Origin of the sequence: Streptomyces sp. NBC_00654 (genome assembly GCF_026341775.1) — a bacterium.
In the GTDB taxonomy this organism is placed as follows: Bacteria; Actinomycetota; Actinomycetes; order Streptomycetales; family Streptomycetaceae; genus Streptomyces.
On sequence record NZ_JAPEOB010000001.1, the window covers coordinates 2,907,169 to 2,929,690 of the forward strand.

The 22,522-nt window shown below is 71.0% G+C and carries 22 protein-coding genes and 1 pseudogene; 15 read left to right on the plus strand and 8 right to left on the minus strand.

The window, feature by feature from the left end:
• Positions 1 to 137: 137 nt before the first annotated feature.
• Complete coding sequence (locus tag OHA98_RS12435) at positions 138 to 626, plus strand: helix-turn-helix domain-containing protein (RefSeq protein ID WP_266925195.1); 489 nt, start codon at positions 138 to 140, stop codon at positions 624 to 626.
• Positions 619 to 984, plus strand: coding sequence for a DUF4180 domain-containing protein (locus OHA98_RS12440; protein WP_266925197.1), 366 nt, complete (start codon positions 619 to 621; stop codon positions 982 to 984). The genes OHA98_RS12435 and OHA98_RS12440 overlap by 8 nt, the downstream gene beginning before the upstream one ends.
• 94 nt (positions 985 to 1,078) lie before the next feature.
• Here the strand turns inward: OHA98_RS12440 and OHA98_RS12445 are convergent, their stop codons facing one another.
• Positions 1,079 to 2,167 carry a glycoside hydrolase family 5 protein gene (locus OHA98_RS12445; RefSeq protein WP_266925199.1) on the minus strand — a complete coding sequence of 363 codons (1,089 nt, stop codon included), beginning with the start codon at positions 2,165 to 2,167 and terminating at the stop codon, positions 1,079 to 1,081.
• A 177-nt stretch (positions 2,168 to 2,344) separates the two neighbouring features.
• Here OHA98_RS12445 and OHA98_RS12450 point away from each other — a divergent pair, with 177 nt between their 5' ends.
• From OHA98_RS12450 to OHA98_RS12460, 3 genes are all read left to right on the plus strand, one after another.
• Positions 2,345 to 3,853 (plus strand): MFS transporter, encoded by a 1,509-nt coding sequence (locus tag OHA98_RS12450; protein ID WP_266925201.1) that lies wholly within the window; start codon positions 2,345 to 2,347, stop codon positions 3,851 to 3,853.
• Positions 3,850 to 4,905, plus strand: a complete 1,056-nt coding sequence (locus OHA98_RS12455; RefSeq protein WP_266925203.1) for a glutathione S-transferase family protein — start codon at positions 3,850 to 3,852, stop codon at positions 4,903 to 4,905. Before OHA98_RS12450 ends, OHA98_RS12455 begins: the two co-directional genes overlap by 4 nt.
• A 104-nt stretch (positions 4,906 to 5,009) precedes the next feature.
• The gene (locus tag OHA98_RS12460; RefSeq protein WP_266925205.1) at positions 5,010 to 6,143 is read left to right on the plus strand and encodes a winged helix DNA-binding domain-containing protein; all 1,134 of its coding nucleotides are present in this window, start codon (positions 5,010 to 5,012) and stop codon (positions 6,141 to 6,143) included.
• A gap of 40 nt (positions 6,144 to 6,183) precedes the next feature.
• On the opposite strand, the gene OHA98_RS12465 is transcribed toward OHA98_RS12460, so the two are convergent.
• A complete protein-coding gene (locus OHA98_RS12465; RefSeq protein WP_266925207.1) occupies positions 6,184 to 7,026 on the minus strand; it encodes a response regulator transcription factor in 843 nt (280 codons plus the stop codon).
• Positions 7,027 to 7,136: 110 nt separating this feature from the next.
• Here OHA98_RS12465 and OHA98_RS12470 point away from each other — a divergent pair, with 110 nt between their 5' ends.
• Together OHA98_RS12470 and OHA98_RS12475 are read left to right on the plus strand one after the other, a co-directional pair.
• On the plus strand, positions 7,137 to 8,849 hold the full coding sequence (locus OHA98_RS12470) for an AMP-binding protein (protein WP_266925209.1): 1,713 nt from the start codon (positions 7,137 to 7,139) through the stop codon (positions 8,847 to 8,849).
• Entirely contained in the window at positions 8,846 to 10,453 is a 1,608-nt protein-coding gene (locus OHA98_RS12475; RefSeq protein WP_266925211.1) for an AMP-binding protein, read from the plus strand. The genes OHA98_RS12470 and OHA98_RS12475 overlap by 4 nt, the downstream gene beginning before the upstream one ends.
• Before the next feature lie 49 nt (positions 10,454 to 10,502).
• Here the strand turns inward: OHA98_RS12475 and OHA98_RS12480 are convergent, their stop codons facing one another.
• The 3 genes from OHA98_RS12480 to OHA98_RS12490 all read right to left on the minus strand — a co-directional run bounded on the left by OHA98_RS12480 (position 10,503) and on the right by OHA98_RS12490 (position 12,159).
• A complete protein-coding gene (locus tag OHA98_RS12480) occupies positions 10,503 to 10,763 on the minus strand; it encodes a hypothetical protein (protein ID WP_266927968.1) in 261 nt (86 codons plus the stop codon).
• A gap of 75 nt (positions 10,764 to 10,838) precedes the next feature.
• Positions 10,839 to 11,357: a GNAT family N-acetyltransferase gene (locus tag OHA98_RS12485; RefSeq protein ID WP_266925213.1), complete on the minus strand. Its 519-nt coding sequence runs from the start codon at positions 11,355 to 11,357 to the stop codon at positions 10,839 to 10,841.
• Between the two features lie 49 nt (positions 11,358 to 11,406).
• The gene (locus OHA98_RS12490) at positions 11,407 to 12,159 is read right to left on the minus strand and encodes a hypothetical protein (RefSeq protein WP_266925215.1); all 753 of its coding nucleotides are present in this window, start codon (positions 12,157 to 12,159) and stop codon (positions 11,407 to 11,409) included.
• A 315-nt stretch (positions 12,160 to 12,474) separates the two neighbouring features.
• Between OHA98_RS12490 and gcl the strand changes: the two genes are divergently transcribed.
• Positions 12,475 to 14,259 carry a glyoxylate carboligase gene (gene gcl / locus OHA98_RS12495; RefSeq protein ID WP_266925217.1) on the plus strand — a complete coding sequence of 595 codons (1,785 nt, stop codon included), beginning with the start codon at positions 12,475 to 12,477 and terminating at the stop codon, positions 14,257 to 14,259.
• Positions 14,260 to 14,609: 350 nt separating this feature from the next.
• Here the strand turns inward: gcl and OHA98_RS12500 are convergent, their stop codons facing one another.
• The 3 genes from OHA98_RS12500 to OHA98_RS12510 form a co-directional block, all read right to left on the minus strand.
• Positions 14,610 to 16,067, minus strand: a complete 1,458-nt coding sequence (locus tag OHA98_RS12500) for a catalase (RefSeq protein ID WP_266925219.1) — start codon at positions 16,065 to 16,067, stop codon at positions 14,610 to 14,612.
• A 188-nt stretch (positions 16,068 to 16,255) separates the two neighbouring features.
• On the minus strand, positions 16,256 to 17,149 hold the full coding sequence (locus OHA98_RS12505; RefSeq protein ID WP_266925221.1) for a 2-hydroxy-3-oxopropionate reductase: 894 nt from the start codon (positions 17,147 to 17,149) through the stop codon (positions 16,256 to 16,258).
• 49 nt (positions 17,150 to 17,198) lie between these two features.
• Positions 17,199 to 18,020, minus strand: coding sequence for a TIM barrel protein (locus OHA98_RS12510; RefSeq protein ID WP_266925223.1), 822 nt, complete (start codon positions 18,018 to 18,020; stop codon positions 17,199 to 17,201).
• A 226-nt stretch (positions 18,021 to 18,246) separates the two neighbouring features.
• Between OHA98_RS12510 and OHA98_RS12515 the strand changes: the two genes are divergently transcribed.
• The 7 genes and pseudogenes from OHA98_RS12515 to OHA98_RS12545 form a co-directional block, all read left to right on the plus strand.
• Positions 18,247 to 19,425 carry a lactonase family protein gene (locus OHA98_RS12515; protein WP_266925225.1) on the plus strand — a complete coding sequence of 393 codons (1,179 nt, stop codon included), beginning with the start codon at positions 18,247 to 18,249 and terminating at the stop codon, positions 19,423 to 19,425.
• A 121-nt stretch (positions 19,426 to 19,546) separates the two neighbouring features.
• Positions 19,547 to 19,786, plus strand: coding sequence for a hypothetical protein (locus OHA98_RS12520; protein WP_266927891.1), 240 nt, complete (start codon positions 19,547 to 19,549; stop codon positions 19,784 to 19,786).
• Between the two features lie 74 nt (positions 19,787 to 19,860).
• The gene (locus OHA98_RS12525; RefSeq protein WP_266927893.1) at positions 19,861 to 20,181 is read left to right on the plus strand and encodes a helix-turn-helix domain-containing protein; all 321 of its coding nucleotides are present in this window, start codon (positions 19,861 to 19,863) and stop codon (positions 20,179 to 20,181) included.
• Positions 20,182 to 20,337: 156 nt separating this feature from the next.
• Positions 20,338 to 20,844, plus strand: coding sequence for a 2-oxo-4-hydroxy-4-carboxy-5-ureidoimidazoline decarboxylase (uraD, locus tag OHA98_RS12530; protein WP_266925227.1), 507 nt, complete (start codon positions 20,338 to 20,340; stop codon positions 20,842 to 20,844).
• A gap of 43 nt (positions 20,845 to 20,887) precedes the next feature.
• Complete coding sequence (gene uraH / locus OHA98_RS12535; protein ID WP_266925229.1) at positions 20,888 to 21,277, plus strand: hydroxyisourate hydrolase; 390 nt, start codon at positions 20,888 to 20,890, stop codon at positions 21,275 to 21,277.
• A gap of 5 nt (positions 21,278 to 21,282) precedes the next feature.
• The gene (gene pucL, locus OHA98_RS12540) at positions 21,283 to 22,206 is read left to right on the plus strand and encodes a factor-independent urate hydroxylase (protein ID WP_266925231.1); all 924 of its coding nucleotides are present in this window, start codon (positions 21,283 to 21,285) and stop codon (positions 22,204 to 22,206) included.
• 68 nt (positions 22,207 to 22,274) lie between these two features.
• Positions 22,275 to 22,445, plus strand: a pseudogene (locus OHA98_RS12545) (purine permease); the annotation flags it as partial.
• Positions 22,446 to 22,522 lie beyond the last annotated feature (77 nt).

Genomic DNA, 22,522 nt, shown 5'->3' on the forward strand with positions numbered 1-22,522 from the left:
TGTCGATGCGGAGTCGATGTGGGGGGTTTGCGCCGATGCGGCAGAAGGCCGTGCGGCTGCTCTCGATGGTTCCCTATCACTCCTCATCATTCCCTATCACCCTCTTCAGAGGGTTGTTCAGGGTAATGTTCCATCCTATGGAGAGCGCTGAACGCGAGCTGTACTCGGTGGGCGAGGTGGCCGAGCTGTTGGGGCTGCATGTGCGGACCGTCCGGAACTATGTCCGCGACGGCCGGCTGAAGGCCGTCCGGATCGGCAAGCAGTACCGCGTCAGCCGCGCGGACCTGGCGGCGCTGGCCGGGCTCACGGGCGAGGGCGCGTCTCCGGAGGGCGCCTCCCCGCGCGGCCATCTGGAGGTGTCGAGCATCGTGCAGATCGACGCGATCGGTGAGGACGGGGCGAGCAGACTGAGCACCCTGGTCACCGCCGCCGCGCGGTCGGGGCGGGACACGGCCGAGCCCTTGCGCGTCCAGACGGTCCACGACGCGAAGCTGGCCCGGATGAAGATCGTGATCCTCGGCGGCGCCGCCGCCACGGCGGATCTGCTGCGTCTGATCGAGGGGGCGCTGGGCCCCGGCAACGGCATGTTCCTGGCCGACGGCGGGCAGGCGGTGCGCCGTGGCTGACCTCGTCGTGGAACACCACGGAGTGCCGGTGCTCGTCTGTGACCCCGAGGGGGCGCCGATCGCCGGTGCGCAGGACGCGCTGGACCACCTCGTCGCCCCGGCCTTCTGCCGGGCGGAGGTGGTCGCGGTTCCGGCGGACCGGTTCGACCCCGGCTTCTACGACCTCCGTACCGGTCTCGCCGGGGAGATCTTCCAGAAGCTCGCGAACTACCGGCTCCAGTTGGCCGTCGTCGGGGACATCTCGCCCCATCTGCGGGCGAGTTCGGCCCTGAGGGACCTCGTCCGCGAGGCCGGCCGAGGCCGGCACGTGTGGTTCGTGACCGACCTCGACGACCTCGCGGAGCGCCTCGGCGGTTAGGCCCTGTCCGGGTCCCTGTCCGGGTCCCTGTCCGGGGTCCTGTCCGAGGGTGTGCCTGAAGGTGTGTCCGCCCGGAGCGTGTCCGGCCCAGAGGTCACTGGCGGATGCGCTCGCGGATCCAGACCCCGGCCGGCTTCAGGACCGAAGTGCCGGTCCACTGGGTGCCGTCGCAGGTGCCGGTCTTGAAGACCGCACCGGAGCGGTTGTCGTCCGAGTAGTTCCAGTTGGTCCAGGAGATCTTCTTGCGCTTCATCAGGTCGAGGTAGCGCTGCGACATCGCGAAGTCGTCGGCACCCTCGCCCGCGTAGTTCTGCGTCCCGAACTCGGTGACGAACACGGGCAGTTCGTCGGAGGCCCGGTCCAGGGTGTCCAGGTACTCGTCCTGGTGCGAGGCGGCGTAGAAGTGGAATGTGTACATGATGTTCGAGGCGTTGACCGGGTTGTTGACGACCTCCTGCTCGTCCGCGCCCTCGGAGACGCCGAACGAGGACCAGGCACGCGTGCCGACCAGGACCACCGCGTCGGGATCCTGGGCCCGGATGACCGGGATGATCTTCTCCGCGTACGACTTGACCGTCGACCAGCTCACCCCGGAGGGCTCGTTGGCGATCTCGTAGAGCACGCCGGGGTTGTCCTTGTACTTCTTCGCCATCGCCGTGAAGAAGGTCTTCGCCCGGCTGAGGTTGTAGTTCGGGTCGCCCGGGTCGAGCATGTGCCAGTCGATCACCGCGTACATGCCCCGCGCATGGGCCATGTCGACGAACTTCTGCGCACGGGCGGTGAAGCCCTGCGGGTCGGTCTCGTACCCGTCCTCCTGTACGTAGGTGGAGATCCGCAGCACATCGGCGCGCCAGTCGGTGGCCAGCGCGTCGAGCGAGCCGTTGGTGACGCACTGGGCGTACCACTGGGTGCCGTGCGTGCTCATGCCGTTGAGCTGGACCGCCTGGCCCGAGGCGTTGCAGAGCTGCAGGCCGCAGACCTTCAACTGGCCGTTCGCGGCCAGGGGCGTCGCGGCGGCGGCGCCGGGGGCGGGTGCGGGGGCCGGGGCGGCGCCCGCCGGGACCGGGGCCAGCAGGGCGGTGCCGAGTGCGAGGGCGGCCGCGCCGAGGAGCGCGGTCCGGGTGCGGCCGTGGCGTCGGGACGCGGCCGGCCGCTGGGTGGGGGGATTGGTGCGCTGGTGCATGGTGGTGCTCCCATCGGGGGTCGGTGGAGGGGAGGCGCCATGTCGGCAGACTGAAAGTAAAGGTCCTTTCCGATTCCCGTCAACAGTGTTGGGAAAGTTTCCTAACCATTAACCGGACTGCGCCGATCCGGTCGCCCCGTATGGAGGAAAACCGGGCCGCGCCCTAGGGTGCGAAACATGGCAGAGAGCACGGCGCACCCTGGGCCGGCGGGGCGCGGTGCGGGGCCCGGCACCGACTCCGGCGGCCCCGACCCCCGGCGCTGGCGCGCACTCGCCGTCTGCCTGGTGGCGGGGTTCATGACGCTGCTGGACGTCTCCATCGTCAATGTGGCCCTGCCGTCGATCCGGGAAGGGCTGCACACCCCCGAGTCCGACCTCCAATGGGTGCTCTCCGGCTACGCCCTCGCCTTCGGGCTCTTCCTGATCCCCGCGGGCCGGCTGGGGGACGCACGCGGGCGCCGGACGGTGTTCCTGGCCGGACTCGCGCTCTTCACCCTGGCATCGGCCGCCTGCGGGGCCGCCCAGTCCAGCCTCTGGCTGGTGATCGCCCGACTGGTCCAGGGCATGGCGGGCGGTCTGCTCTCCCCGCAGATCTCCGCACTGATCCAGCAGATGTTCTCCGGCCGGGAACGGGGCCGGGCGTTCGGCATGTTCGGCACCGTCGTCGGGATCTCCACCGCCGTCGGGCCGCTGCTCGGCGGCCTGCTGATCCAGGTCGCCGGGGCGTCCGGGGGCTGGCGCTGGGTGTTCTACGTCAACCTCCCGCTCGGCGTCGTCTGCTATCTGCTCGCCCGGCGGCTGCTCCCGGACACGCCTTCCGCGTCCCGGGTACGGCCGCGCGACCTCGACCCCGTCGGAGTCGTCCTCCTGGGTGCCGGGGTGCTGGCCCTGCTGCTGCCGTTCGTACAGGCCCAGCAGTGGCCGGGCAACGTCAAGTGGCTCTTCGTGGTCCTGGCGGCCGTGCTGCTGGCGGCGTTCACCGCCTGGGAGTCGCGGTGCGCGGCACGCTCCGTCCAACCGGTCCTGGATCTGTCGCTGTTCCGGCTGCGGTCCTACTGGCTGGGCTGCCTGATGATCCTCGTGTACTTCGCGGGATTCACCTCGATCTTCTTCATCACGACCCTCTACCTCCAGTCGGGGCTGCACTACTCCGCCCTGGAGGCCGGTCTCGCCATCACCCCCTTCGCCCTGGGCTCGGGTGTGTCCGCCGGGATCGGCGGCCGGCTGGTCGGCCGCTACGGGCGTCCCCTCATCGTGACCGGCCTCGTCATGGTCGCGGTGGGGCTCGCGGCCGCCGCGCTCGCCGCCCATCTGGTGCCGGGACGGTCCGTGGGCTGGGCGATGGCGGCCCCGCTGCTCCTCGCCGGAGTCGGCAGCGGACTGGTCATCTCCCCGAACCAGACGCTGACCCTGGCCGAGGTGCCGGTGGCCCACGCCGGAAGCGCCGGGGGCACGCTCCAGACCGGCCAGCGCGTCGGCTCCGCCATCGGGATCGCCGCCGTCGGCTCGGTGTTCTTCTCCCAGGTCGGCACCGACGGCTGGGCCACCGCCTACGATCACGGCCTCGTCGTCTCGGTCGTGTTCGTCCTGGCCGCGCTCATCGTCGCCCTGGCCGATGTGGGGTCCGCGCGACGGGCAGGCCGCCGTGCGGAGAAAGCCACGAACCCATCGAGGAGTGCGGTATGAGCACCACCCAGGACGGCGGCCCGAACGGGAACACCTCGTACGGCCACAAGCCCTTCAAACGCTCCCGGAGCCATTTCGCCGACCGCATCACCGCCGACGGCCGCGACGGCTGGCCGGTGGAGGCGGGCCGCTACCGGCTCGTCGTCAGCCGCGCCTGCCCGTGGGCGAGCCGGGCGCTCGTCTCGCGGCGCCTCCTCGGCCTGGAGAACGCCCTGTCGCTCGCCGTCACCGACCCGCTCCAGGACGACCGCAGCTGGCGCTTCACCCTGGACGAGGGCGGCCGCGACCCGGTCCTGGGCATCCGCTACCTGAGCGAGGCGTACGACGCACGCGAGCGCGGCTATCCCGGCGGGGTCAGTGTGCCCGCCGTCGTGGACGTACCGAGCGGCAAGCTCGTCACCAACGACTACCAGCGGATCACCCTCGACCTGGCCACCGAATGGACGGCACTGCACCGCCCCGGCGCCCCCGACCTCTACCCGGAGCCCCTGCGCGACGAGATCGACGAGGTCATGGACGGCATCTACCGGGACGTCAACAACGGTGTCTACCGGGCCGGTTTCGCCGACAGCCAGGAGACCTACGAAGCCGCGTACACCGATGTGTTCCGCCGCCTCGACCAGGTCTCCGCGCGCCTGGCCGGCCGCCGCTACCTGGTGGGCGACACGATCACGGAGGCGGACATCCGGCTGTTCACCACCCTGGTGCGCTTCGACGCCGTCTACCACGGGCACTTCAAGTGCAACCGTACGAAGCTCACCGAGGACCCCGTCCTGTGGGCGTACGCCAGGGACCTCTACACGACGCCCGGCTTCGGCGACACGGTCGACTTCGACCACATCAAACAGCACTACTACCGGGTGCACACCGGCATCAACCCCACCGGCGTCGTGCCGCTCGGCCCCGACCTGTCCGGCTGGCTGGGCCCGCACCACCGGGAGGAGCTGGGCGGCCGTCCGTTCGGCGACGGAACGGCACCGGGACCCGTACCGCCCGCCGAACAGGTCCCGGCGCGCGGCCGGCCCGGAACGCGGGGCGCGTACAGCGATTGACGAGCGGACCGGAACAGGAGGCGCGCGTACAGCGGTTCACGAACGGCCCGGAACGCGGGATGCCCCTCGCCGCCGCACGGCGGCGGCCCGCGTAACGTGCGCACATGGCCGCCACGACGAACCCGCCCGACCGCTCCCCGGTGCTCTCCGTCCGCGCACTCAACCGCGCCACCCTGGAGCGCCAGCTCCTGCTGCGCCGGGCCGCCCTGTCCGCCGGGGACGCCGTGGCGCACCTGGTCGGGCTCCAGGCCCAGAACACCAGGCCGCCCTACTTCCAGCTCTTCGCCCGGCTCGAAGGGTTCGACCCCGCCGAGCTCTCCGCACTGATGGAGTCCCGCGAGGTGGTCCGGATCGTCACCCTCCGGTCCACCATCCACACCCACACCGCCGACGACGCCCTCACCCTGCGCCCCCTGGTCCAGGCGGCACGCGACCGGGAGCTGAAGACCTTCCGCCGGGGCCTGGCCGGAGTGGACATCGGCCGGCTCGCGGCGATCAGCCGGACACTCGTCGAGGAACGGCCCCGTACCAACAAGGAACTGCGCGCGGCCCTGCTCACCGAATGGCCGGACGCCGATCCGCAGGCCCTCTCGGTGGCCGCCCGGTGCACCCTGCCCCTGGTCCAGGTGACCCCGCGCGGGCTGTGGGACAGAAGCGGGCAGGTCGAGCTGACCACCGTCGAGCACTGGCTCGGCCGCCCCGCGCGGCCCGTCCCCGCACCCGACGCCACCGTCCTGCGCTACCTCGGCGCCTTCGGACCCGCCTCCGTGAAGGACATGCAGACCTGGGCGGGGCTGACCCGGCTCCGGGAGGTCTTCGAACGGCTGCGGCCCGGGCTGCGCACCTTCCGCGACGAGAACGGCGTCGAACTCTTCGACCTTCCCGACGCCCCGCGCCCCGACCCCGCCACCCCGGCACCGCCGCGCTTCCTGCCCGAGTTCGACAACGTCCTGCTCGGCCACGCCGACCGGGCCCGTGTGATCCCGCCCGCGTACAAGGGGCGCAACGGGGTGGGGAACCAGTCCTACGGAACCGTCCTCGTCGACGGGTTCCTCGCCGCCGTCTGGCGCGTCGACCGGACCGGGGACACCGCGACCCTCACGGTGCAGCCGCTCGGCAGGCTCGGGAGCGCGGAACGGGACGCCGTCACCGAGGAGGCCGTACGGATGCTGTCGGTGATGACGGAGGCGACGGCGTACGACGTCCGGTTCGCCGCCTTCCTCGACTTCGGGGACTGACGGGACCCACCGGGCCGCACGGACCGCCGACGGGGTGCGCTCAGGGCAGCAGCCCCGCCCGGCGCGCCGCCACCACCGCTTCGAGCCGGGTGTGCGCCCCGAGCTTGCGCATCGCGGAGCGCAGATATCCCTTCACGGTCTCCGGCCGCAGCCCCAGCCGCTCCGCCGCCGCAGCGTTCGTCGCCCCGGCCGCCACACAGGCGATGACGTCCACCTCGCGCGGCGCCAGCTGCACCGTCCGGGCCGCCGGGACCCGCGCCCCGGACGCCGAGGCCAGACGCCCGCACACCGTGAGCAGCTCCTCCCGCAGCACCGGGTCGGCGATCCTCGGGGCCAGCGCACGCAGCTCGCGGTGCGCCTCGCGGACGTTCTCCCAGGCACCCGGGCCCGTATGCGGATCGGTCACCTGCTCCCGGGTGGCGGCCAGGAGCTGCTGCACCTCGTCCCGTACCGCGAGCGCCTGCTCCACATCGCGGGCCGCCGCCACCGCCGCGTCGAACGTACGGTCCCCGAGCGTGACCGGCTCCCGCAGCGCCCCGTACAGCAGGCCCCGCACCTTCCGGCGCACCACGACCGGCACCGCCACGACCGAACGCAGGCCCTCGGCCGCGACGGCCGTGTCGTACTCATGGCTGATGTGGCGCGAGGAGGCGTAGTCCGTCACCGCGCACGGCCGCGACAAGGCGATCGACTTGCCGCCGAGCCCGCTGCCGGCCGAGATGACCAGCCCCCGCAGCGCGCTGGTCTGCGCCCCGTTCAGCTCGATGATGCGGGCGTGGCGCGCGTCGGACAGCAGCCCGCCGAAGGCCACCGGAAGCCCGCTGGAGCGTCGCAGCCGCAGCAGCGCGGCCTGCATCTCGACCGTATCCACCGATTCGGGCACGTTGACGTCTCTCCGCCCTGTTCGTACCACCCCCGTCCGGGGGTGGTGAGACCTGGGTCACTGTTTACATGATGTTAAGCGACCGGTCCGGTCCGCAATGAGGAGGGCACATGTCGGCAACCAGTGCGACGGAGACGTTCCGGGCCGCCCGGGACTTCCTGCTGGAACACCGTGAGGACTACGCGAAGGCGTACGAGGGCTTCCGCTGGCCCCGGTCCGATCACTTCAACTGGGCGCTCGACTGGTTCGACGTCATCGCCGAGAACAACGACCGCACCGCCCTGCACATCGTGGAGGAGGACGGCCGGCGCACCGAGGTGTCCTTCGCCCGGATGTCCGCCCGCTCCAACCAGGCCGCGAACTGGCTCCGTGCCCAGGGCGTCCGGGAGGGCGACCGCATCCTCGTCATGCTCGGCAACCAGGTCGAGCTGTGGGAGACGGCGCTCGCCGCGATGAAGCTGCGCGCCGTCGTCATCCCCGCCACACCGCTGCTGGGCCCCGTCGACCTGCGCGACCGCGTCGAGCGCGGCCGGGTCCGCCATGTGCTCGTGCGGGCGGCGGACACGGCGAAGTTCGACGAGGTCCCCGGCGGCTACACCCGGATCGCCGTCGGCGGCGCCACCGAGGACGATGCCGGGGGCGGCACGGAAGCGGGCGTCGAGGGATGGCTGTCGTACGCGGGAGCCGACGACCTGCCCACGACGTTCACGGCGGACCGGGAGACCGACGCCGACGAACCGCTGATGCTCTACTTCACCTCCGGCACGACCGCCCGCCCCAAGCTGGTCGAGCACACCCATGTCTCCTACCCCGTGGGGCACTTGTCGACGATGTACTGGATCGGCCTCAAGCCCGGCGACGTGCATCTGAACATCTCCTCGCCCGGCTGGGCCAAGCACGCCTGGTCGAACCTCTTCGCCCCGTGGAGCGCCGAGGCCACCGTCTTCATCTTCAACTACACCCGCTTCGACGCGGCCCGGCTGATGGCGGAGATGGACCGCTCGGCCGTCACCAGCTTCTGCGCGCCGCCCACCGTGTGGCGGATGCTGATCCAGGCCGACCTCTCCCAGCTGAAGACGCCGCCGCGCGAGGTCGTGGCGGCCGGCGAACCGCTCAACCCCGAGGTCATCGAGACGGTGCGGCGGGAATGGGGCGTCACCATCCGGGACGGCTTCGGCCAGACAGAGACCGCCGTCCAGGTCGCGAACACCCCCGGCCAGCTCCTGAAGTCCGGGTCCATGGGGCGGCCCAGCCCCGGCTTCACGGTGGAACTCCTCGACCCGGTCAGCGGTGAGCCCGGCGCCGCCGAGGGCGAGATCTCCCTGGACCTCTCCACCCACCCCGTCGGCCTGATGACCGGCTACCACGGCGACCCGGACCGTACCGCCGAGGCCATGGCGGGCGGCTACTACCGCACCGGTGACATCGGCGCCCGGGACGAGGACGGCTACATCACCTACATCGGCCGCGCCGACGATGTGTTCAAGGCGTCCGACTACAAGATCTCGCCGTTCGAGCTGGAGAGCGCGCTGCTGGAGCACGAGGCGGTCGCCGAGGCCGCCGTCGTACCCGCGCCGGACCCGGTCAGGCTCGCCGTGCCGAAGGCGTACATCGTGCTGGCCGAGGGCTGGGCGCCCGGACCGGACACGGCCAAGGTGCTGTTCGACCACTCCAGGTCGGTGCTCGCCCCGTACAAGCGCATCCGCCTGCTGGAGTTCGCCGAGCTGCCGAAGACCGTCTCGGGCAAGATCCGCCGCATCGAACTGCGCGAGCGCACCGCCCGTGGCACCGGCACCGAATTCGCCGAGGGGGACCTGCGATGAACGAACCGTCCTACGCGCACGGCACCGGCACCACCGCCCTGCTCGGCGACACCATCGGCCGCAACCTCGACCGGGCGATCGAGGCGCACGGCGCGCGCGAGGCACTGGTCGACGTGGAGTCCGGCCGGCGCTGGACGTACGCCGAATTCGGCGCCGATGTCGAGGAGCTGGCCCGCGCGCTGATGGCATCCGGGGTGGCCAAGGGCGACCGGGTCGGGATCTGGGCCGTCAACTGCCCGGAATGGGTGCTCGTGCAGTACGCGACGGCCCGCATCGGCGCCGTCATGGTCAACATCAACCCCGCCTACCGGGCGCACGAGCTGGAGTTCGTCCTCAACCAGGCCGGCATCTCCCTGCTCGTCGCCTCGCTCGCCCACCGCACCAGCGACTACCGCGGGCTCGTCGACGAGGTACGCGGCAACTGCCCGGCCCTGCGCGCCGTCCACTACATCGGCGATCCCTCCTGGGACGCGCTCGTGTCCGCCGCGCCGTCCATATCCTCCGGTCAGCTCGCCGTGCGGGAAGCGGAGTTGTCCTGCGACGACCCGATCAACATCCAGTACACCTCGGGCACGACCGGCTTCCCGAAGGGCGCGACGCTCTCCCACCACAACATCCTCAACAACGGGTACTTCGTCGGGGAGCAGATCGCCTACACCGAACAGGACCGGGTCTGTCTGCCGGTGCCCTTCTACCACTGCTTCGGCATGGTGATGGGCAATCTCGGCATCACCTCGCACGGCGCCTGCATCGTGATCCCGGGCCCCTCCTTCGAGGCCGCCGCGGTCCTCACGGCGGTCCAGCAGGAGCGCTGCACCTCGCTCTACGGCGTCCCCACGATGTTCATCGCCGAGCTGAACCTGCCCGGCTTCGCCTCGTACGACCTCTCCTCGCTGCGCACCGGGATCATGGCCGGGTCCCCCTGCCCGGTCGAGGTGATGAAGCGGGTCGTCGCCGAGATGCACATGGACGAGGTGTCCATCTGCTACGGGATGACCGAGACGTCCCCGGTCTCCACCCAGACCCGCCGCGACGACGATCTGGAGCGCCGCACCGGCACGGTCGGGCGGGTGCTGCCGCACATCGAGGTCAAGGTGGTCGACCCGGTGAGCGGGGTGACCCTGCCGCGCGGTGAGGCGGGTGAGCTGCGCACCCGGGGCTACAGCGTGATGCTCGGCTACTGGGAGCAGCCCGACCGGACGGCCGAGGTGATCGACGAGGGCCGCTGGATGCACACCGGGGATCTCGCGGTGATGCGCGGGGACGGCTATGTCCAGATCGTCGGCCGGATCAAGGACATGATCATCCGGGGCGGCGAGAACGTCTATCCGCGGGAGATCGAGGAGTTCCTCTACGGTCATCCGAAGATCGCCGACGTCCAGGTGGTGGGGGTGCCGGACGAGCGGTACGGCGAGGAGATCCTGGCCTGCGTCATCCCCCGCGACCCGGCCGATCCGCCGACGCTGGAGGAGGTGGACGCGTACTGCCGCGAGCAGTTGGCGCACTACAAGGTCCCGCGGGCACTCAGGATCCTGGACTCCTTCCCGATGACGGTCAGCGGGAAGGTGCGGAAGATCGAACTGCGCGAGACCTACGGCCGCTGAGGACCGTCCCGTCACAGGGGGCGGACGGGCGGACGGGCGGACCGGTGGATCAGGCGGCCTCGATGACGTCGGGGCCGCCTGTCCGGGTCGCCGCCGCCCACTCGATCAGCAGGACCTCGTACTTCGCGGACTCCACGGACGACCACTCCTGACCCGCTCGCGCGTCGACGAGCGCGCGAATGGCCTCGTTCGCCGCGTCGGCGGACGCGGGCGCGGGCAGGAGCCCGGCGGCGGTCGCGGACGCGGAAGCGGACGGGGACGCCGGTCGGGCGGGGGTGGACGGTATCGGGCGCCGAGGAGTTAAGACCATGCGCTGAGCTTACTTGCCGCCACTGACAGCGACATCATCGCCGTGCCCCGACGTCCTGAACCGGTCCGGAACGGTTCAGGGTTCGCGGCGCATGCAGACCCGTGGCCAGCGGTCCAGGCCGTGCTCCGCCTCCTCCGCCCTGATCCTGCGCAGGCCGTCGGTGAGTTCGCTCTCCCCGAGTGTCCGGAAACCGATGCGCGTGTAGTACGGGGCGTTCCACGGGACGTCGGTGAACGTGGTCAGGGTGAGGGCCGTCGGCCGCCGCTCGGCCGCCCAGGAGGCGAGGTGTCCGATGAGCGCGCGGCCGACGCCCCGGCGGGCGGCCGCCGGATCGACCGAGACCTGTTCGATGTGGAACGCGCCGTCGACGGGGTCGGCGATCAGATACCCGGCCGGACGGTCGTCGGCCGCCGGGAGGGCGTCGGTGGCGACCCAGCAGCGGCCGGCGCGGCGGTATCCGTCCAGGACGTCGAGCGGTGGCGGGTCGTCATCGGCGATGGATGCCATGCCGAGGGTGCGGAAGGGTTCGCCCGCGGCACGTTCGATGTCCTGGAGCAGGGGGAGGTCGGAACCTCTGGCGAGGCGGATACGCATGCGTCCAGTATGGCGAGCGGCCGCCGGTGTCCGGTGACGGGTGCCGGACTCAGGCGCCGGTGCTGATCAGCTCGTCCGCCGGGCTGTTCACCGGCTGCGGTGTCCCGGTGGGATCCATCAGGAAGAGCGGTACGCCCAGGGTGTCCGCGCGTGACCTGGCGTCCTCCGTGTAACCGGCCAGGGAGAAGAACACGCCCGCCACCGACGCGCTCAGGGCGTTCAGCCAGAGGCACTCGACATCGCGCAGGCCGGTCGGCCGGGCGCCGGCGTCGACCTGGGCGACGACTCCGGCGGCCCGCAGGTCGATCCGGGACGCGGGCCGCTTCTCGGGCTGGACGACGTCGTGGTAGCCCAGCCACTGCAGATACCGGGCGGCCGCGCTCACCGCGTCCCGGCCGGTACGGATCGTCAGCGGGTGGAACGACGGGCGCGGATGGGCGGCCGTGCGCGGCAGCGGGATATGGGCGGGGCCGGCCCCGGCGTCGGGTGCGGTGGTGCCGGACCCGGGTGCGTCGGGCGTGCTCGGCTCCACCGCCGTCGTCGTCACCGGGCGCACCGGAACCCGCAGAACTGCCCCGCACGGGCAGCACAGTTCCGGCTGCGGCCACTGGTCCAGGCGACCGCAGTCGGCGCAGCGCGCCGTCACCCAGTCGTCGTCCCAGGTGCGGTGCGTGACCGGCTCGACCGGCGCGTCCCGCAGCAGCGGCGGCACGACGGGGGTGCCGCACGGACAGGGGTAGGCCGGTGCGGTGTACGCGTGGCCGCGTCCGCAGGCCGGGCACCGCAGCTGCACGGACTCCACGATCGTCTCCCTCCGGCGCGGGCCTGCGGGGCGCCCGCGTTCCGCGGCTTCGGCGGCACGCCTGCCGCCGCGTCCGCCGCGTCATGCCCTCGTCCCGCCCATCGTCTACCAAGAGCGAGGCCCTGGGGAGGGAATCGCCCGACTTCACGCGGCCCGGCGCCGGCGCACCGCCCTGACGGTGCACCGCCTTGACGGCGCGCGGGCCGCGTCCTAGATTACTTCCGTATAGCAGAACTGAACTTCCGTAATGCGGAATTGGTGCTCTCAGGTGGCGCGACAGAGCCCGACTCCACCAAGCCCGAGCAGGAGCACTCAATGCCTCGTATGACCGCTGCCCGAGCGGCAGTTGAGATCCTCAAGCGCGAAGGTGTCCGTCACGCGTTCGGTGTGCCGGGTGCGGCGATCAACCCGTTCTACGCGGCCCTCAAGGCGTCCGGCGGGGTTCACCACACCCTGGCCCGGCACGTCGAGGGCGCGTCCCACATGGCGGAGGGGTACACCCGCGCCGGGGCGGGGAACATCGGCGTCTGCATCGGTACGTCGGGCCCGGCGGGCACGGACATGATCACCGGTCTGTACTCCGCCATCGCCGACTCCATCCCGATCCTCTGCGTCACCGGCCAGGCCCCGACCGCGGTCCTGCACAAGGAGGACTTCCAGGCCGTCGACATCGCGTCCATCGCCGGGCCGGTCACCAAGGCGGCGACCACGGTGCTGGAGGCCGCCCAGGTCCCCGGTGTCTTCCAGCAGGCCTTCCACCTGATGCGCACCGGCCGGCCGGGCCCGGTCCTCATCGACCTGCCGATCGATGTGCAGCTCACCGAGATCGAGTTCGACCCCGATCTGTACGAGCCCCTGCCGGTCCACCGGCCCGCCGCGTCCCGCAGGCAGATCGAGCGGGCCGTCGAGATGCTGAACGCCTCCGAGCGCCCGCTGCTCGTCGCGGGCGGCGGCATCATCAACGCCGACGCCTCCGCGCTGCTGGTGGAGTTCGCCGAGCTGACCGGCGTCCCGGTCGTCCCCACCCTGATGGGCTGGGGCGTCCTCGCCGACGACCACGAGCTGAACGCCGGCATGGTGGGCCTGCAGACCTCGCACCGCTACGGCAACGCGAACTTCCTGGAGTCCGACTTCGTCCTCGGCATCGGCAACCGCTGGGCCAACCGCCACACCGGCAGGCTGGACGTCTACACCCGGGGCCGTACGTTCGTCCACGTCGACATCGAGCCCACCCAGCTCGGCAAGATCTTCGCCCCCGATCTCGGCATCGCCTCCGACGCCGGGGCCGCGCTGAAGCTCTTCGTCGAGGTGGCACAGGAACTGAAGGCGGCGGGCCGGCTCAAGGACCGCTCGGCCTGGGCCGCCTCCACACAGGAGCGCAAGGCCACGCTCCAGCGCCGGACCCACTTCGACGACGTGCCGCTCAAGCCGCAGCGCGTGTACGAGGAGATGAACCGGGCGTTCGGGCCCGAGACCCGCTACGTCACCACCATCGGGCTCTCCCAGATCGCCGGCGCGCAGATGCTGCACGTCTTCAAGCCGCGCCACTGGATCAACTGCGGCCAGGCGGGCCCGCTCGGCTGGACGATCCCGGCGGCGCTGGGTGTGGCCACCGCGGACCCGGACGGCTCGGTGGTCGCGCTCTCCGGTGACTACGACTTCCAGTTCATGCTGGAGGAACTGGCCGTGGGCGCGCAGCACCGCATCCCGTACGTCCATGTCCTGGTCAACAACTCCTACCTGGGGCTCATCCGTCAGGCCCAGCGCACCTTCGACATCGACTTCCAGGTCAACCTGGAGTTCGAGAACCTCAACTCGCCGGAGCTCGGCGTCTACGGCGTCGACCACGTCAAGGTCGTCGAGGGCCTCGGCTGCAAGGCGATCCGGGTCACCGAGCCGGACCGGCTGCTGCCGGCCTTCGAGGAGGCGAAGAAGCTCGCCGCGGAGTTCCGGGTGCCGGTGGTCGTCGAGGCGATCCTGGAGCGTGTCACGAACATCGCGATGAGCGGCACCGACATCGCCTCGGTCAACGAGTTCGAGGACATCGCGACGGAGCCGGCCCACGCGCCCACCGCGATCCGTCCCCTCGCGGTGTCCTGACCCGGAGCCGCACCCGGCCCCTTCCCCCCGCGATCCCGGGGGGAAGGGGCCTCTCCGCTGCCCACGGGGCATCCGTCCGGCGCCGGGAACGACGCGAGGGCGCGGAGTACGGATGACACCCGTACTCCGCGCCCTCGCGCGGACAGATGGGGAACGGTGCGGAGCGGGCGGAACAGGGACCGCGGCGCCGGCGATGGGTCCGCGGCGCCCGCCTCCTTCAGGTCGGAGGGCGGGGCCCGGACCCGTCACCACCGCACTGGCGTCGCCCGGCCGCCGCGGCCCCGGCCTGCCCGCGCCGTGCGGACCCCTCATCCGGGTGCGCGGCGCGGGCAGGGCTCGGGAGTGGAGGCTCAGTCCTCGCGCAGGGCGCGGACCGCCTCCTCCACGCGCCGGCCGTAGTCGGCGTCGGCGGCGTGGAAGTGGGCGAGGTTCTTCTCGATCACATCGTCGCGGGTGACCTGCGAGAGGCCCCCGGCGATGTTGGCGACCAGCCGGCCCTTCTCGTCCTCGGACATCAGCCGGAACAGCTCGCCCGCCTGGAAGAAGTCGTCGTCCTTGGTGTGGGCGGGCGCCTCGTGGGTGCCGGTCCAGCCGTGGACGGCGAGCGGGGCGGCGAGTGCCCCTCCGGTCTGCGCGGGACCGTCGTACGAGTTGGGCTCGTAGTTCTTGTCGTGGCGCGAGCCGTTGCGGGTGGCCATCAGGCCGTCGCGGCCGTAGTTGTCCGCGGTGGCGGCCTTGGGGGCGTTGACCGGGAGCTGGGTGTGGTTGACGCCCAGCCGGTAGCGGTGGGCGTCCGCGTAGGCGAACAGCCGGCCCTGGAGCATCTTGTCGGGGGAGGGGCCGATGCCGGGCACGAAGTTGTTCGGGGAGAACGCGGCCTGCTCGACCTCGGCGAAGACATTGTCCGGGTTGCGGTCCAGGACGAGCCGGCCCACCCGCTGGAGCGGGTAGTCGCTGTGCGGCCAGACCTTGGTCAGGTCGAACGGGTTGAAGCGGTATCCGGCGGCCTCGGCGGCCGGCATGACCTGCACGTACAGCGTCCAGGACGGGTTGACGCCGCGCTCGATGGCCTGGAGCAGATCCGTCTGGTGCGAACTGGCGTCCTTGCCGGCCAGTTCGGCGGCCTGGTCGGCGGAGAGGGAGCGCACCCCCTGGTTCGTCTTGAAGTGGTACTTGACGAAGAAGGCTTCGCCCTGGGCGTTCGTCCACTGGTAGGTGTGCGAGCCGTAGCCGTTCATATGGCGGTACGAGGCGGGGATGCCGCGGTCGCCCATCAGCCAGGTGACCTGGTGCGTGGCCTCGGGGGCGTGCGCCCAGAAGTCCCAGACGTTGTCCGGCTCCTGCCTGCCGGTGAACGGGTCGCGCTTCTGCGAGTGGATGAAGTCGGGTAACTTGACCGGGTCCTTGATGAAGAACACCGGGGTGTTGTTGCCGACCAGGTCGTAATTGCCCTCGTCCGTATAGAACTTGAGGGCGAAGCCGCGCGGGTCGCGGACGGCGTCGGCGCCGCCCAGGGAGTCGGCCACCGTGGAGAACCGTATGAACGTCTCGGTGCGGCGGCCCACTTCGGAGAGGAAGGCGGCGCGGGTGAAGCCGGTGACGTCGTCGGTCACCTCGAAGTAGCCGTAGGCGCCGGAACCGCGGGCGTGCACCACGCGCTCCGGGATGCGCTCACGGTTGAAGCGGGCGAGCTTCTCCAGGAGGTGCTGGTCCTGGAGGAGGATCGGCCCACCGACGCCGGCGGTGGCGGAGTTCTGGTTGTCGGCGACCGGGGCGCCTGACTCGGTCGTGAGCACACGCTTAGCCATATGTCGGGATGACCTTCCGTACGGAGCTGCTGACGGCTTGGGGAGCGTAGGTTCGCCGGGAACAGCACGTCAACAGTTTGTTGAAATTGAAGGAGATGGTCCGGGCCGCGGTGGCGCCTGGGCGCGACAGGACAGGTGTCAGCGCCACCGCGGCCCGGGGTTCAGGGGCCCCCGGGCGGGGCCGGGGGTCAGACCTGCGCGCCGGAGAGGCGCTCGACGGAGCGCAGCAGGGCCGAGTGGTCCAGCCCGCCGTCACCCTGCGCGCGCAGGGAGGCGACCAGTTGGGCCACGACGGTGCCGACGGGCAGCGCGGCACCGACATCGCGGGCGGCGTCCGTGACGATGCCCATGTCCTTGTGGTGCAGATCGATCCGGAAGCCCGGCGCGAAGTCGCGCTTGAGGAAGTTGTCCTTCTTACGGGTCAGCACGGTCGAACCGGCCAGTCCACCGTTGAGGACGTCGAGCGCGGCGGCGAGGTCGACCCCGGACTTCTCCAGGAAGACCACGGCCTCGGCGCACGCCTGGATGTTGACCGCGACGATCAGCTGGTTGGCGGCCTTCACCGTCTGGCCGGAGCCGTGCGGGCCGCAGAGGACGATCGTCCTGCCGAGCGCTTCGAGCAGCGGCCCGGCCGCGTCGAAGTCGGCCCGCTCGCCGCCCACCATGATGGACAGAACGGCCTCGACGGCGCCGGCCTCGCCGCCCGACACCGGGGCGTCCAGTACGCGGATGCCCTTGTCCCGGGCATTGCCGGCGAGGTCCACGGAGGTCTGCGGGGTGATCGAGGACATGTCGATCAGCAGCGCGCCGCGCCTGGCGTTCTCCAGGATGCCCTCGGGGCCGTACGCGATGGCCTCGACCTGCGGGGAGGCGGGCACCATCGTGACGACGACATCGGCGTCCGCGACCGCGTCGGCGATCGAGGAGGCGCCCTTGCCGCCGGCCGCGACCAGGCGGTCGATCTTGTCCTGCTCCAGGGTGTATCCGGTGACGTCGTAGCCGGCCCTGATCAGGTTCTCGGACATGGGGGAGCCCATGATGCCGAGCCCGATCCACGCAACCTTGGGGAGGTTGTTGCTCATGAGGGTGCCTTCCTGGAGAACGGGTGTACGTGAGGGGGTTCGGCGGCCCCTACCGGGGGAGCCACGCGAAGGACTCGGCGCTCGGCCGGTCGCCCGGCTTGTACTCCAGGCCGACCCAGCCCGCGTAGCCGGCCTCGGTCAGCTCGTCCAGGAGCCGCTCCAGCGGCAGCGAGCCGGTGCCCGGCGCGCCGCGTCCCGGGTTGTCGGCGATCTGGACGTGGCCGGTCTTCGCGGCGTACGCCTTGATCACCTGGCTCAGGTCCTCGCCGTTCATCGACAGGTGGTAGAGGTCCAGCAGGAACTTCGCGTTCCCCAGGCCCGTCGCCGCGTTGACCCTGTCGACGATCCCGATCCCGGCCGGTGCGCTCACCAGCGGGTAGCGCGGCGACTCCGGCGCGTTCAGGGTCTCGATCAGCAGGACCGCCCCGATCCGGCCGGCGGCCCGCGCGGCCATCACCAGGTTCTCCAGGGCGAGTTCGTCCTGCACGGCCGGCTCCACGCCGTCGACCCGGTTGCCGTACAGCGCGTTGAGGGCCCTGCAGCCGACCGAGGCGGCGAAAGCGGCCGCCACCTCGATGTTGGCGCGGAAGCGGTCCGACTCCGGGCCGGGCACGGAGAGCGCGCCGCGGTCGGGGCCGGGCAGCTGTCCGGCGTAGAAGTTCAGCCCCACCAGCTGGGTGCCGGCGTCGTCGAGCGCCTTCTTGAGCGCGTCGAGCTCCGCCTGCGGCGGGGTGGGGGTCTCGGTCCAGGGCCACCACAGCTCGACCGCGGTGAAGCCCGCCGCGGCAGCCGCCGCGGGGCGCTCCAGGAGCGGGAGCTCCGTGAAGAGGATCGAAAGGTTCACATCGAAGCGCTGGTCCGGGTATCCCATGAGGGGTTCGGCGCTCCTTCCGTATTGCGGAAGTTAGTTTCTGCTTAACGGAAGATTGCCCGGCGGGCGATGAGGCTGTCAAGGGGGTGCCCGAAATTTGGCGTCCGCCGCCTCCGCGTACTGTCCGCGGGGCGGCGGCCGGGAGGGTCCCCTTGCTGACGGGCCCCGGACCGGGCCAGGGTGGCTGCGCATCCGAAGCAACCGCCCCCCACACGAGGTGCCTCGCATGAATCACACCGCCACGACCCGCCGCAGCCTTCTCGGAGCCCTGCTGGCGGGTGCCGCCCTGTCCGCAGTCCCCGCGGCGCCCACCCGTGCCGCGGCGGCCGGCTCCCTGCCCGCGGCCGTCCCGCCGGCCGACCCGCGCACCACCCGGCCGCTCCTCCTGGGGACGTACACCTCGGAGCAGGGCGGCGGCACCGGGGTCGGCACCGCCACGTACGACACCACCACCGGGGCCCTCGCCACGGGGCCCGTGATCAGCGGCGTCGACAACCCCTCGTACCTCGCCGCGCACCCCTCCGGCACCACCGTCTACGCCGTCGACGAGCAGCAGCAGGGCGGTGTGACGGCGATCGCCCTGGCGCCGGACGGGGCCCACCGGGTGCTCGGCACCCGCGGCACCGGCGGCGCCGGTCCCACCCATCTGTCCGTGCACCCCACGGGAAAGTGGCTGCTCAGCGCGAACTACACCTCGGGCAGTGTCGCGGTGCACCCCATCGCCGGTGACGGCTCGCTGGGTGAACGCACGGACCTCGTCGCACACACCTCACCGCCGCCCGGACCGGGCCGGAGCGGGCCGCACGCCCACCAGATCCTCACCTCGCCCGACGGCGGCCATGTCCTCGCCGTCGATCTGGGCAACGACACCGTGTACACCTACCGGCTGGACACGGCCGCCGGCACCCTGACCGAGGTCTCCCGCGCGGCGCTGAAGCCGGGGGCGGGGCCGCGGCATGTCACATTTCACCCCGGCGGTCACTTCGCCTACCTGGCCTGCGAGCTGGACAACACCACCGTCGTCTGCGGGTACGACCCCGCCACCGGCACCCTGACACCCGGAGCCGGCCAGTCCACCGGAACCGGCCCCGGTACCAGCTATCCCGCCCAACTGCTCGTGACCGCCGACGGCGCCTTCGCCTATCTGGCCAACCGGGGGCACAACAGCCTCACCCGTTACGCGGTCGAGCGGGACGGCGCGGCGCTCCGGCTGCTGGACACCGTGCCGGTCCGCGGCGACTTCCCCCGCCAGATCGCCTTCTCCCCGGACGGTGCCCTGCTCTTCGCCGCCAATCAGCGCTCGTCCACCGTCACCGTCTTCCGGGTGGACCGGGCCGACGGCACGCTGAGCGCCGCGGGTGAACCGGTGAGCGCCCCGGTGGCCGTCTGCGTGCTGCCGCTCTGAGGGCGGGCCCGCGACCGTCCGCCGCCCGTCACCAGCGGGTTAAGGTCGTGGCCGGACCGCGGAGGCCCGCCTCCGCGGCGGCTGCCGGCAAGGACATCAGGGAGGCACCGTGCGCTTGAGGGTGGAATTCACCACCGAGCCCTTCGATCTCGACGAGGCACCCGCCCACGCGGTGGTGGCCCGCGAGGTCATCCAGTCGGCCGAACTCGACGCGGTGGACGTCGGCCCGTTCGGCAATACGGCGGAAGGGGGCGCGGACGAGGTGCTCACCGCCGTGGGCTCCCTGCTGCGCGAGGCCCTGGCCTCCGGTGCCACCCGGGTCTCGCTCCAGGTCAACGTGATCGGGGAGGAGGCGCGGTGACCGGATCGGCGGATCAGCACCTGGACGCGGTGGACCACCCCCTGGTCGCCGCGGTGAAGCCGCTCGTCGATGCCATGGGCGCCGAACTGCTGGGCCCCGAGCTGGCGCAGGCGGACGATGTGGTGCTCGCGTGGGAGGGGGAGGACGTCGTCGCCGTACGGCTGCCGCAGCTCTCCGACTCGCTGGACCGCATTCTCGCCGCGATGGAACGACGGCACGGGATGCCGCTCGCCGAGCTGGACCGCCGGACGAAGCAGTCCGTCGTCCGGGCCCTGGAGGCGCGCGGAGCCTTCTCCGTACGGCATGGAGTGGAGACCGTGGCGGGTGCCCTGGGGGTCAGCCGCTTCACCGTCTACAACTACTTGAATAGGGAAAATGCCGCCAAGGGTGAGTAGTTGAGCGAACACCGAAGGAAAGCCGCCGTCCGCATGCCGGGACGGCGGCTTTCTTCGTTCGCGATATTTCAACAAAGTGTTGACGTGATGTTGCCGAGGGCGTTAGCTATCCGCAGCCCGTACGACGCACAGCGAAATACAGCCACGGAGGCTCCCGTGACTTCGAGCTCCACACCGGGCCTCGCCCGGTTCAACACCCTGGCGGACAACGAGGCCATCGCCGCGCTGCACGAGGTCTGTGCCAGTGCGGCCTGGGGGAGGGCCATCCTCTCCCGGCGCCCGTACGCCACGGCCGACGCCCTTCTCGCCGCGAGCGACGCCGCCACGGCCCAGCTCACCGCGGCGGATCTGGCCGAGGCGATGGCCGGTCACCCGCCGATCGGCCGCCCGAAGCCCGGGGACCCGACCTCCTCCCGTGAACAGCGGGGGATGGCCGGTGCCTCCGAGGAGCTCAAGACCGAGATGCTCGAACTGAACCTGGCCTACCAGGAGCGCTTCGGACATGTCTTCCTGATCTGCGCCACCGGCGCCACCGGTGAGCAGATGCGCGACGCGCTGAAGACCCGGACCGGGAACCCTCCCGAGCGGGAGCGCGAGATCGTGCGCACCGAACTGGGCAAGATCAACCGCATCCGGCTGACCCGCCTCGTACAGGACTCCTGAGAGCGGCCTCGTACAGGACTCTTGAGAACAAGGAGCAACGGTCTTGAGCACCGATACCACCGCATCGGTGTCCACGCATATCCTGGACACCAGCATCGGCCGCCCCGCCGGGGCCGTCACCGTCTCCCTCGCCGCCCGCGGCGGCACCGGAACGGAGTATGTGACGCTCGGCGCGTCCGCGACCGATGCGGACGGGCGCTGCAAGGACCTGCCGGCACTGCCGGAGGGCACCACCCATGTACGGCTCGTCTTCGACACCGGGTCGTACTTTTCCCAGAAGCAAGCCGAGGCGCAGCAGGACGCCCCCCGCGTAAGGGACAGCGGTGCGTTCTTCCCGGAGGTGGCGATCGCGTTCGCCGTCGAACCGGGCGAGCATTATCACGTACCGCTGCTGCTCAACCCGTTCGGCTACTCCGTTTACCGAGGGAGCTAGCAGACATGCCCACGATTCTCGGCCAGAACCAGTACGGCAAAGCGGAGAACCGCGTCGTCAGGATCACGCGGGACGGCGACACCCACCACATCAAGGACCTGAACGTCTCGGTCGCGCTCTCCGGCGACATGGACGATGTGCACTACTCCGGCTCCAACGCCCATGTCCTGCCGACCGACACCACGAAGAACACGGTGTACGCGTTCGCCAAGAAGCACGGCATAGAGTCCGCCGAACAGTTCGGCATCCATCTCGCCCGGCACTTCCTCACCTCGCAGGAGCCGATCAAGGTCGCCCGGATCAGGATCGAGGAGTACTCCTGGGAGCGCATAGCGACCTCTGACGCCAACTCCAGGTTCATCGGCGCCGACGAGGTCAAGCACTCCTTCGTCCGCAAGGGACAGGAGACCCGCACCACCCAGATCACCTACGACGGCGAGAACTGGCAGATCATCTCGGGGCTCAAGGACCTCACCGTGATGAACTCGACCAACTCCGAGTTCTGGGGCTACGTCAAGGACCAGTACACGACGCTCAAGGAGGCGCACGACCGCATCCTCGCGACCGAGGTGTCCGCCAAGTGGCGGTACAACTGGACCAGCGACGAACAGCGGATGCCGAACTGGGAGAAGTCCTACGAGCAGGCGCGCAAGCACATGCTCCACGCCTTCGCCGAGACGTACTCCCTCTCGCTCCAGCAGACCCTGTACCAGATGGGTTCGCGCGTCATCAACAGCCGCAGCGAGATCGACGAGATCCGCTTCTCGCTGCCCAACAAGCACCACTTCCTGGTGGACCTGGAGCCGTTCGGCCTCAAGAACGACAACGAGGTCTATTACGCGGCGGACCGGCCGTACGGCCTGATCGAGGCCACCGTGCTCCGGGACGGCGTCGAGCCGCAGATCCCGGTCGACATGACCAACCTCTGACGCGGAACTGAGCCCGCCCCCGTCCGCCCGCAGCCGGGCGGGGGCCGGCCGTCCCGGAGGGAGCCCCCATGGCACAGCCCGCAACGGGGCCGGCGAAAGGTCCGTGTTCCGCTCCACCGGCAGCTGCCGGTACGGCGGCTCACCCGGTGGACGAGGAGTTCCCGCCCTCGCGGCATGCCCCCGCCGTGCTCCAGCGCGGCACCGCCGTGCAGGCGGGCCCCGTCACTCCGCCCCTGGTCAACAGCGGTGCCATCACCCTGTTCTTCCACCATCTCGGCACCCACAGCCGCAACGCTGTGGCACTCAAATCCTCCTA